Annotated in this window: 10 protein-coding genes; 3 read left to right on the top strand and 7 right to left on the bottom strand. The window is 42.9% G+C overall.

The window, feature by feature from the left end; all coding sequences use genetic code 11:
* Positions 1-357: 357 nt before the first annotated feature.
* From dnaK to RT084_RS05525, 5 genes are all read right to left on the bottom strand, one after another.
* Positions 358-2,280 carry a molecular chaperone DnaK gene (gene dnaK, locus RT084_RS05545; RefSeq protein ID WP_309593310.1) on the bottom strand — a complete coding sequence of 641 codons (1,923 nt, stop codon included), beginning with the start codon at positions 2,278-2,280 and terminating at the stop codon, positions 358-360.
* 161 nt (positions 2,281-2,441) lie between these two features.
* On the bottom strand, positions 2,442-3,023 hold the full coding sequence (grpE, locus tag RT084_RS05540; protein WP_036591743.1) for a nucleotide exchange factor GrpE: 582 nt from the start codon (positions 3,021-3,023) through the stop codon (positions 2,442-2,444).
* A gap of 212 nt (positions 3,024-3,235) precedes the next feature.
* Entirely contained in the window at positions 3,236-3,841 is a 606-nt protein-coding gene (locus RT084_RS05535; RefSeq protein ID WP_219331731.1) for an L-threonylcarbamoyladenylate synthase, read from the bottom strand.
* A gap of 48 nt (positions 3,842-3,889) precedes the next feature.
* Complete coding sequence (gene dprA / locus RT084_RS05530) at positions 3,890-5,119, bottom strand: DNA-processing protein DprA (protein ID WP_312385034.1); 1,230 nt, start codon at positions 5,117-5,119, stop codon at positions 3,890-3,892.
* 169 nt (positions 5,120-5,288) lie between these two features.
* Positions 5,289-6,392, bottom strand: a complete 1,104-nt coding sequence (locus RT084_RS05525) for a LysM peptidoglycan-binding domain-containing protein (RefSeq protein ID WP_312385031.1) — start codon at positions 6,390-6,392, stop codon at positions 5,289-5,291.
* A gap of 386 nt (positions 6,393-6,778) precedes the next feature.
* On the opposite strand from RT084_RS05525, the gene def reads away from it, so the two are divergent.
* Both def and hisB read left to right on the top strand, forming a co-directional pair.
* The gene (gene def, locus RT084_RS05520) at positions 6,779-7,309 is read left to right on the top strand and encodes a peptide deformylase (RefSeq protein ID WP_312385029.1); all 531 of its coding nucleotides are present in this window, start codon (positions 6,779-6,781) and stop codon (positions 7,307-7,309) included.
* A gap of 22 nt (positions 7,310-7,331) precedes the next feature.
* Positions 7,332-7,934, top strand: a complete 603-nt coding sequence (gene hisB, locus RT084_RS05515; protein WP_060994950.1) for an imidazoleglycerol-phosphate dehydratase HisB — start codon at positions 7,332-7,334, stop codon at positions 7,932-7,934.
* Between the two features lie 79 nt (positions 7,935-8,013).
* Here the strand turns inward: hisB and RT084_RS05510 are convergent, their stop codons facing one another.
* Positions 8,014-8,502, bottom strand: coding sequence for a YajQ family cyclic di-GMP-binding protein (locus RT084_RS05510; protein ID WP_036591734.1), 489 nt, complete (start codon positions 8,500-8,502; stop codon positions 8,014-8,016).
* 279 nt (positions 8,503-8,781) lie between these two features.
* Between RT084_RS05510 and RT084_RS05505 the strand changes: the two genes are divergently transcribed.
* Entirely contained in the window at positions 8,782-9,528 is a 747-nt protein-coding gene (locus RT084_RS05505; protein WP_312385026.1) for a glutathione peroxidase, read from the top strand.
* A gap of 49 nt (positions 9,529-9,577) precedes the next feature.
* Here the strand turns inward: RT084_RS05505 and RT084_RS05500 are convergent, their stop codons facing one another.
* Positions 9,578-11,548 carry an ATP-binding cassette domain-containing protein gene (locus RT084_RS05500; protein ID WP_313097949.1) on the bottom strand — a complete coding sequence of 657 codons (1,971 nt, stop codon included), beginning with the start codon at positions 11,546-11,548 and terminating at the stop codon, positions 9,578-9,580.
* Positions 11,549-11,584 lie beyond the last annotated feature (36 nt).

The following is an 11,584-nucleotide window of genomic DNA, read 5'->3' as shown; positions in this document are numbered from 1 at the left end:
CTTACGAGTATCTTCACTCTGACAATACAATTAATTAAAGTCTTAATTTTATCGCTCTAAGTGAAAATCCACACAAGTTGTTCTTGTGTTTGTTGTTATTTAATGTACCAAAGATATCGTCTATCATCTGGTGAGCTTGATATTGTAATACGTTTTGTTTTACTCTGTCAAGCTTTATTTTAATTCTTTCTAAGCTTCGTAACTTGTTTTACTTATTTGTAAACTCTTCGTCGCTCAGTGGTGGCGTATTATACGTGAATTAGAATGGGTGTCAACACCTTTTTCTTAAAATTTTCAAATAAAATAAAAATACCGCCGTGCGGCGGTATTTTTATGATGCTGTAATCAGTGAACTGATTATTTGTTGTCATCTTTTACTTCGGTGAATTCTGCATCGACAACCCCATCATCTTGCTGGGTTTGTTGTGGCTGTGCATCACCCGCTTCTGCGGTAGCGCCTGGGTCAGCGTAGATTTTTTGACTAACCGGTAAGAAGGCATTGTCTAGAGCTTCAAGTTTTGACTTGATGTCATCTAGATTATCTTCTTTAACCGCCAATTCTAGCGCTTTGATAGCGTCTTCTACTGCGGTTTTATCGCTATCGGTTACTTTATCAGCGGCATCTTTCATGGCTTTTTGTACGCCATGAATACGACCATCTGCTTCGTTACGTACTTGCGCAAGTTCAGCAAATTTGGCATCTTCAGCGGCATTGGCTTCAGCATCACGAATCATTTGCTCGATTTCTGAGTCTGATAGACCTGAGTCGGCTTTAATTTGGATACTTTGTGCTTTACCAGTCCCTTTATCTTTCGCTGAGATATTCATGATGCCATCAGCGTTGATGTCAAAGGTAACTTCAATTTGTGGTACGCCACGCGGTGCGGGTGGAATATCGGTCAAATCGAAACGTCCAAGCAATTTGTTTTGTGCGGCAATTTTACGTTCACCTTGGTAGACCTGAATAGTTACTGCTGGTTGATTGTCATCCGCTGTAGAGAACACTTGTGATTTCTTGGTTGGAATCATGGTGTTTTTCTCAATGATTGGTGTCAACACGCCGCCCATGGTTTCGATACCTAGCGTTAACGGTGTCACATCAAGCAGTAGTACGTCAGTTTTGTCACCCGACAGTACCGCACCTTGAATCGCTGCACCCATCGCTACGGCTTCATCAGGATTCACATCTTTACGTGGCTCTTTGCCGAAAAATTCTTGAACACGTTGTTGTACCAGTGGCATACGGCTTTGACCACCTACCAAGATAACATCATCAATATCAGATGCTTTTAAGCCCGCGTCACTCAATGCGATTTTACAAGGCTCAATGGTACGGTTGACAAGCGCTTCAGTTAAGCTTTCTAACTTGGCACGGGTTACGTTCACCACTAAGTGTTTTGGACCTGTGGCATCGGCAGTAATGTACGGTAAGTTAATATCCGTGCTTTGTGAGCTTGAAAGTTCGATTTTTGCTTTCTCTGCCGCTTCTTTTAAGCGTTGCATTGCCAGTGGGTCACCTTTTAGGTTCACACTGTTTTCTTTTTTGAATTCTTCAACCAAGTAGTCAATTAAGGTTAAATCAAAGTCTTCACCGCCTAAGAAGGTGTCACCATTGGTTGAAAGCACTTCAAATTGCTGCTCGCCATCAACGTCTGCGATTTCGATGATTGAAATATCGAAAGTACCACCACCTAAGTCATAAACCGCAATCTTACGATCTGCACCGCCTTTCTTGTCCATACCGTAAGCTAAAGCTGCCGCTGTAGGTTCGTTGATGATACGTTTGACATCAAGACCTGCGATTTTACCCGCGTCTTTAGTAGCTTGACGTTGGCTGTCGTTGAAGTAAGCAGGGACCGTTACTACCGCTTCAGTGACACTTTCACCCAGATAATCTTCTGCAGTTTTTTTCATTTTTTTCAAAACTTCAGCAGAGATTTGGGGTGGTGCTAATTTTTTACCGTTGATGTCAACCCAAGCATCGCCATTGTCAGCTTTGACAATTTTATATGGCACCATGCCGATGTCTTTTTGCACGACTTTGTCTTCAAACTTGCGACCAATCAAACGCTTGATAGCAAATAAGGTATTTTGTGGGTTAGTTACCGCTTGGCGTTTGGCTGATTGACCCACTAAGATTTCGCCGTCATCTTTATAAGCAACGATTGATGGGGTGGTACGTGCGCCTTCAGCATTGTCGATGACTTTAACTTTGTCACCTTCCATCACTGCAACACATGAGTTGGTTGTACCTAAGTCAATACCAATAATTTTAGCCATAATTAAATTCTCCAATTTTTATTTTGATGGTAAGTGGTGATGAGCACCACATTGTCTTGTATTTTTATATCGGTTTACCGAGGGTTTTTTTCAAGCAGTTAGCAAAAGTTTTTTGCTACACTTGTTACCAATCGGTCAATCCGTTGTTTACTGCTTGCTTACTAGCTACCTACGCGAACCATGGCTGGACGCAATAAACGCTCATGTAGCGTATAACCTTTTTGTAGTACTTGACCTACTTGGTTGGCGCTCGCCTCTGGGTCAATGCCCACGGCTTCATGCAGGTCGGCATTAAATGTTTCGCCCTGTGGATTAACCACTTTAACGCCATATTTTTCTAGCACCGCAATCAGCGATTTGTGGGTAAGTTTGACGCCTTCAAGCACAGGATCATTGTCGGATTGGCTATTTTCAATCGCACGTTCAAGGTTATCGACAGTGTCTAATAGGTCTTTGGCAAATTTTTCTAAAGCAAATTTTTTGGTTTTTTCGGTTTCTTGCTCCATGCGGTTGCGCGCATTGTAGGCTTCAGCATTGGCACGGGCATGAGCTTCTTTGGCTTCTTTGACTTGACCTTCAAGCTCGGCAATACGCTGCTCGTAGGTGCTCAAATTGATGTCGCTAGGAATGGTTTTTTGCTCGTTACTTGGCTCAAACTGTTCCATGGCATCTTTTAACTCCGTTGAGACGGCGTCAGTTTGGTTATGCGGTTGCGTATTTTGGTTATTATCAGCTGAATTCATCAATCATCACTCCTATTATCAAGGTAACCGTCACCAAGGTAACAGTTACACGTTAAAACGGTTAAAGTTATTGGCTTTGATAATGGTGAATCCCTTTGATTTCAAGAGTGAGTCGCATTATTTGCGGGTCAAAATGGCGTTTTTCCTATGAAATCCACACTAAATTTGCGTATTTATGACATGAGAAGATAAAATTTGCTAAAAATAAGGTGTTAAGCGCGTACTTGTTGTTGGGTTAGGGCATCAAAAATCTGGCTAGGTCGAACAAATCCAAGGGTGTCGCCGAGTAAATAACCGATGGCATCACCAAAGTATTGATAAGCAGCCGCGAAATCAGTAGCAGGTGTCAAACCCGATAGGTTACAACTTGTGGATACCAAAAATCCAAACGGGTTATTGTGGTCTGCGTGGGCGATGTGATTGCAAAGCTTAGCAATCATCGGATGGCTAATCACTCGTATGGCTAAGCTATCTCGTCCACCTGTGACCCATTCGGGGATTTTGCCTTGCAATGTCGCAGGAATCGGTAACAACCAAGTGGTGGCTTGTGCATCGCTAGACTGCCAACTTGCCGCAATGCTATCAACTACTTGCTGTGGTAACGGCTGTAAGAATGGCTGAATATGCGCGATATCGCCTGTGATAACAATCATGCCTTTTTCGATTGGACGCTGTTTAATCGCTAAAATCTGTTTCACTGCGGTTTCGTTAAATGGATCACAGCCGATTCCCCACACCGCTTCGGTTGGATAAGCGAGCAGATTGCCGGCTTGTAAAAATTGCTGAACTGCATCGAGCTGGGTGTCATTAAATTGCATTATATACCTCGATTATTTGGTAGTTTTTTTGCTCATCGCTTATCAAAATTAAGGGCGGCAGCGCATATATAGACCGCCGCGCTGCATCACCAGTCCCATGAGCTCAAGCTCAATCAGCCAGCCCATAAGTGTCGCAATATCGGTGTGGGTCTTATCGACCAAGCTGTCTAAATCTTGCCCTACCCAATCGAGTTGATTAAGCAATTTCTGCAAATGCGGCGCCACATCCATCGCCAATGGCGCTTGGTGCGGCTGGGTGTTTGAAACTGATTCGGACGGTAATTGAGGGCTATTAATGACTGCCTGTGCAACTATCGGCGCTGTTTCAACCTCAGCGGCTTTGACAAGCGGTGATTTAAAAATTGATAAATCTTCCAAAATTTGTGATGGATGATCGACCAAGGTCGCACCTTCACGAATCAATTGGTGGCAACCTTTGGCGTTGAGGTTGTCAATATGACTAGGAATAGCAAAGACTTGTTTGCCTTGCTCGTTGGCTTCTCTGGCAGTGATGAGCGAGCCGCTTTTGGCAGCGGCTTCTACAACCAAAGTTGCCAAACTTAGCCCAGCGACGAGACGATTGCGCCTTGGAAAATGGTAACGATTGCTCGGCATATCAGGCAATAATTCACTAATGACGCAGCCACCTGACGCAATAATATGGGCTTTAAGGCTGGCGTGATTTTTTGGATAACAATGTTTAATACCATTGCCCAGTACCGCAATAGTACCACCTTGTGTGCCAGTCATTTGTAGACTTAACGCACCTAAATGCGCTTGTTTGTCAATGCCTTCTGCCATGCCACTGGTGACCCATAAGCCTTCGTGCGCCAAATATTGCGCCATATCAAAGGCGATTTTTTCAGCATGTGGACTTGGTTTGCGGCTACCAACAATCGCCAATTGTGGTTGGCTTAATGCAGATAAATTGCCTTGATAAAATAACAAAGGCGGTGGGTCATAGATGTTTTTTAATTGAGTCGGATATAAAGGGTCATTATGAAACACAACCCCATACTGCCCTTGTGATAGTTCTAATAGCGTATCATGCAAAAACTGGCTGGTTCGACTGGCGCTGATAAACTCAGCAAAACGTTTGTGGTGATTATCATGCAAGCCCAGCGCTTGCCAGTCTGCCAGCTTAGCTTGAATCGCTTGTTCAGCGCTACCAAAACGCGCTACAAGCTTGTTATAAACAGGCACCGATAAGTTCACTAAATGCCATAATAATAAGGCAGCCTGCTGCGCCGGGTTTAAGTTAGGCTGATAATCCTGCATCACGTATATTCCTTAGGCATGTATAGGGCTTATGAATGTTTGCTATTATAAATTTTTCTCACCATAAAAACTTTAAAGACAGCAAAGCCAGTCAAGGTGACTGGCTTTTGAACGATCGCTTACCAATCAAGCATAAGCAAGGGCAAGCAAGCAAAGGTAAGCGAAAGCGTTAGTTGCCGACCGCAGGCAATAAAAAATCTTGCTCATGAATTGGTGATTCAGCATCGAGTACATAAGCGTAGCTAATATCGTTAAATGCTTTAAATACCATCACATGACCGATTTGCTCACTTGGCAAGCGTACTGCCCCACCTTTCACGGATGCATAGTCGTCCAAGACTAAAGCGCCTTTTTGATAAACCGTTAGCACATCGCCTGGCTGAGCGCCTTGGCTAGTACCCAAATTAATGGCAATCACCCCATCTCGACCCGCACTACTAATGGAATTTAAAATACGAATCACGCGACCGCCACGGGTAACGCTGGCAGGTTTTGGATAAAACGCAGGTGGCAAGTACTGACCGACTTCGACAAACACACGGTCACCTTCGCGCACTTCTTGACCATACGATTTTTTAAGCTCGATACTAGAAACACCGTTTGATGCTACGCTAGTGACGATACCTGCGGCAACTTGGGTGACTTCAAGACCGATGACTTTACGGGTGGTTGGGTCAACATACGGTTCGCCCTCACGATACACGCCATAGCGTTGTCCCACAATGAGTGGCACGCCTTTAGCATATATTTTGTTACCGACACCTGTGATAATGTTTTTATCTTTTGAAGCCAGCACATAGGGGGTAGTTTTAAAGTCATCAGGCGATACGATGATATTGCGTTCAAGCCATGTTTCAATGGCAGTCAAAGGAATCGCAGGGATACTACCTGCGGCACTCACCACGGTGGTTGTGGTGACTGGCGCGTTCATGGCTTTTTCAATGCCTGCACAGCCTTCCCCCGTGTCTACACCGACCAATTTTTGCCCTTTAATCACACATAAGATAATCACATCTTTTGGATAAATCAGATGCGGATTACGAATCTGTTTATTAGTCGCCCAAATTTCTTTCCAGCGCCACGGACTTTCTAAGAATTTACCGGAGATATCCCAAAGCGTATCACCTTTTTTCACCACATAACGGTTGGGCGCATCGGCTTTGATACGAGGTGGCGGGTTGTTAGCAGCGGCTAGCGAACTCACTGTCATACCAAGGGTTGCCAACAAAGCGAAGGATAATTTTTTCATTGTCGTGGTGTTATAGTTTGTCATAGCCCAATACTCAAGGTTAACGGCTTAACGCTTTAAAATGGCATACGCTTTACCATCACTTATAAAAAATCATAGCCGAATGTTGTGTTATGTGTCGCAAAATCACCCATAATTTGCACTATGTAAATTTTGGTTAGCATAGCATAAAATAATTGGGGCTTCATAAATTTTCTCTTTAATTCTCTTTAAATAGTTTTTTTAAATAATTGGTTTTTGGTAGATTTTAATCACTCAATCATTATCATTGATTATTTGCTATTGTGAAGCGATTGGATTGCACCTATATATAGGTTATAGTAGCCAAACTTTAGCGTTTGCGTTACCCTATGCCAATTTTTTTAGATAATTTTTGCCTTATTATTTGCCTTATTAACAGTTGACCGATTATGACTTTACGTACCATTTTAAATTACCCAGATCCGAGACTTCGTACCCTTGCCAAGCCTGTCACCCACTTTGGTGATGACCTAAAAACCTTGATTGATGATATGTTCGAAACCATGTATGCCGCCAAAGGTATAGGTCTGGCGGCAACGCAAGTGGATGAGCACATTCAATTGGTAGTGATGGACTTATCTGAAGATGGCAGCCAGCCTCGGGTGTTTATCAATCCCATTGTGACCCCGTTAGCCGATGAATTATATAGCTACGAAGAAGGGTGTTTGTCTGTGCCCGAGTATTATGACAAAGTCGATAGACCCAAACATGTCAGAATTGAGGCTGTCGACGCGCAGGGCAACCCGTTTGTTGAAGAAGCACAAGGCCTACTTGCCGTATGTATCCAACATGAAATTGACCACTTAAATGGTAAAGTTTTTGTGGATTATTTATCCAAGCTCAAACAAGACCGTGCGCGTGACAAAGTGCGTAAAGTTGTCAAACAGCGTGAAAAAGATGCTGAACATAAAAGATTGTGATTTTTAACTGTAAGGGAAAACCATGACCACTCGCCCATCGCGTATCGCCACCGTCACACGAAATACCGCTGAAACCCAAATCACCGTGTCTATCAACCTTGACGGTACCGGTCAAGGCGCCATTGACACGGGTGTGCCATTTCTGGACCATATGCTTGACCAAATCAAACGACATGGCTTAATTGACATGGATATTACCTGTAACGGTGACACCCACATTGACGACCATCATAGTGTCGAAGATGTTGGTATTACGCTAGGTCAAGCCTTCAAACAAGCGATTGGTGACAAAAAAGGCATCGTGCGTTATGGACATTTTTATGCCCCACTCGATGAAAGCCTTAGCCGTGCGGTAGTGGATATTTCAGGTCGCCCTGGACTGCACATGGATATCCCGTTTACCCGTGCGATGATTGGTGGGTTTGATGTAGATTTGTTCAGTGAATTTTTCTATGGCTTTGTCAATCATGCCATGATAACTATTCATTTGGATAACTTGAAAGGCAAAAACAGCCATCACCAAATTGAAAGTACCTTTAAAGCCTTTGCTCGTGCGCTGCGTATGGCGGTGGAATATGATGAACGCGCACTCAATAGATTGCCGAGTACAAAAGAAAGTCTCTAATAGTAACCTGTAAAAATAAAAGCCCTGTTTAAGACAAGGGCTTTTTTTATGATAGTTGTTTTGTACTAATTTTTGCGTGCTAGTCTTTAAAATTATTAAATTGCAGTGGCACACCAAATTGTTTTTCTTTCAAAAACGCCATCGCTTGCTGTAGCGTGTCTTTTTTCTTATCATTGACTCGTACTTTATCGCCTTGAATCGCTGCCGATACTTTCAAATCCGACTCTTTTAATGCCTTGCTGATTTTTTTGGCGGTATCGCCATCAAGTCCATCTTTGAGATTGACCACCTTTTTCATTTGTTTGCCCGAGCCTTGATTATCCTGTGGGTCGAGCGACTGCAAATCCACCCCGCGTTTTATCATGTTTTTCTCAAGCATGGCATATACGTTTTCCATCTGCAACTCATTGTCTGCGGTGATGGTGATTTTTTTGTCTTTTTCATTCAGTTCGACTTTAATATCACTGCCTTTAAAATCAAAACGGGTGGCAATCTCTTTTTCGGTATTTTGTACGGCATGTTTAACTTCAAATAACTGTAATTCTGAAACCACGTCAAATGATGGCATGAGGTTTTCCTTATCAAATTTGTTGAATAAAATCTAAAAAATCTGCCCTATCATAACTGATTTTATCAATTTTTAACAATTGACGCACTGTTATCACCACAGTTAATAATATAAAATAAATCATAAAATATGTAATGATTTAAAATACTTATTAAAATAATTAACTTTTTAATAACGCTGATTACAGTTTTTTACCTTATTTGTTTGTATAATGAGTAAGCAAATAGCTCATTTACTAAAAAATGTAGTATAACAATTTACGATAATAAGGAGTAGGATATGGCGTTTAGCGATATGATTGGCAAACAAGTGCCAAGCGTGACTTTTCATACCCAACAGCAAGGCAAATGGGTAGATGTTAGCACGGATGAATTATTTAAAGGCAAAAAAGTAGTATTATTTGCCTTACCAGGGGCATTTACACCAACGTGTTCATCACTGCATTTACCGCGCTATAATGAATTGGCAACTGAATTTGCCAAACTAGGCGTTGATGACATCGTGTGTGTCTCAGTCAACGATACCTTTGTTATGAATGCTTGGGCCAAAGACCAAGACTGTAGCAATGTGACCGTGATTCCAGATGGTAACGGTGAGTTTGCTGAAGCGATGGGACGCTTAATTGATGACTCAGCAATTGGGTTTGGCAAACGTTCATGGCGTTATTCGATGCTGGTCGATGATGGTAAAATTGTCAAAATCTTTGACGAACCCCAAGACAGCGGCAGTGATGACCCATACGAAGTATCAGATGCTGATACTATGATTAAATATATCGACCCAAACTGGCAAGACAAACCCTCTGTCTCAATTTTTACCAAGCCTGGTTGCCCACATTGTGCCAAAGCCAAAGAAACGTTAACTCAAAAGGGCTTTCAGTTTGAAGAAATTGTACTTGGTAAAGATGCGAGTATTACCTCAGTGCGAGCCATTACTGGTCGTGAAACTACCCCACAGGTGTTTATCGGTGGCAAACACATCGGTGGTAATGATGACTTACAAAAATATTTTGCTGATGCAAAATAATGTTTGATTAAATAAAAAAAGACAGTCTAGGCTGTCTTTTTTTATTTAATCAAACATTATTTTGCATCTCTTCAAGTGTCATCATCAAAGTCATCACATTTTCTTCGAATGCTTCAATTTGTCCTTTTAGCGTGGTTTGTTCATCGAGTAGCTTCAGTAAGGTGGCTTTATGGCTATCCTCATACAGACCTGCATCACCTAGCTTTTCTTCAATCTCACCTAGCTGCGCCATGAATTTTTCTAGTTGTTTTTCTTCGTTTTCGATTTTTTTACGGATGGGCGCGGTAAGTTTACGCTGTTCAGCGGATTTTTTGCGTTGTTCTTCTTTGGATAACGCATTGGGTACGTTAGACGTTTCACGTGAAACATCTGTTTTTTGGTGGGCTAATTTTTTGTCTTCGAGTTTTTTATTGTCGCTCGCTTGTTTGGCTTGCTGTTTACGGGTCTGTGATAACCACTGACTATAATAAGCGATGTCATTGTCAAAGATGTTACATTGCCCGTCATGCACCAAATATAGCTCATCGCAAACATTGGCTATCATTTCTCGGTCGTGTGATACCAGAATGACCGCCCCTTCAAATTCTTGCAAGGCCATGCTCAATGCTTGCCGCATCTCCAAATCTAGGTGGTTGGTCGGCTCGTCTAATACCAACACATTGGGACGCTGCCATACGATGAGCGCAAGGGTGAGTCTTGCCCGCTCACCGCCAGAGAACAACTTGCTTTTGGTATCAATGCGGTCACCGCGAAAGTCAAAACTCCCTAAAAACGCCCGTAAATCAGCGTCTGAAGTTTTGCCTGCGAGACGCTGCAGCATCAATATAGGTGATGCTTCTCCATCGAGGCTATCCATTTGGTGTTGGTTAAAATACCCCAGTACCAAACTATCTGCAGCTTTACGCGTCCCAGCCAAGATAGGCAACTCACCCACCAAGCCTTTAATGACCGTTGATTTGCCTGCGCCATTCATCCCTAGCAGACCGATGCGGCTGTCAGGGGTAATTTGTAGGCGAATATTCTCGATAAGTGGTACACCGTTGTAACCCACACTGGCATTGTCTAGCACCAATAATGGCGATGTTAATTGCACAGGGGATTTGAACCGAAACTGAAACGGGTTGTCCGCCATGATAGGCGCTAGCTCGGTCATCCGCTCCAGCTGTTTGACACGGGCTTGCGCTTGTTTGGCTTTAGAAGCTTTGGCTTTAAAACGGCGAATAAAATCTTCAAGGTGGGCACGGGTTTCTTGCTGTTTTTCAAATTGTTGCTGCTGCTGGGCTAGGCGTTCACTACGGGTACGCACAAAGGTGCTGTAATTGCCTGTATAAAGGGTCATTTGTTGGTTTTCAATGTGCAAGATATTGCTCACTACATTATCCAAAAACGCTTGGTCATGCGAAATCATGAGTAACGTGCCGTCATAGGCTTTGAGCCATTCTTCAAGCCACAAAATGGCATCCAAATCCAAGTGATTGGTCGGCTCATCAAGCAACAATAAATCCGCACGGCTCATTAAGGTTTTGGCAAGGTTTAGGCGCATACGCCAGCCCCCTGAAAAACTACTCACAGGTTGGCTTTCTTGAGCAACATTAAACCCAAGTCCTGTCATGATTTGGGAGGCTTTTGCAGGGGTACTATAACCATGGATATCATCAAAGCGCGCGTGCACATGGGCAAGCTCATCTTCTGACAAGGTATCTGGATGGTTAATCTTATCTTGCAGCTCAAAGTATTCTTTGTCGCCACTCAACACAAAATCTATCGCCGATTGGTCAGTGGTTTCAATCTCTTGCGCCATATGACCGATTTGCCAACTGTTTGGAACCGATAGACTGCCTGTGTCGAGTGCCAATTCGCCTTCGCCTTTTTGGGTCAATAGCGTCGCAAAAAAACTGGATTTACCTGTGCCATTGTTGCCTGTTAACCCGATTTTCCAACCTGGATGGATTTGCAAATTAACATCTTTAAATAATACCCGCCCATCACGGCGAATACTGGCATCTTTTAGTTCTATCATAATCGGCTCAAAACTCAAAAAATTTGACTAAAATTA

Source organism: Moraxella sp. CTOTU48717 (genome assembly GCF_032057165.1).
GTDB classification, from domain to species: domain Bacteria; phylum Pseudomonadota; class Gammaproteobacteria; order Pseudomonadales; family Moraxellaceae; genus Faucicola; species Faucicola tetraodonis.
The sequence above is the reverse complement of the archived record's forward strand: the minus strand, read 5'-3'. Positions and strand labels throughout refer to the sequence as shown.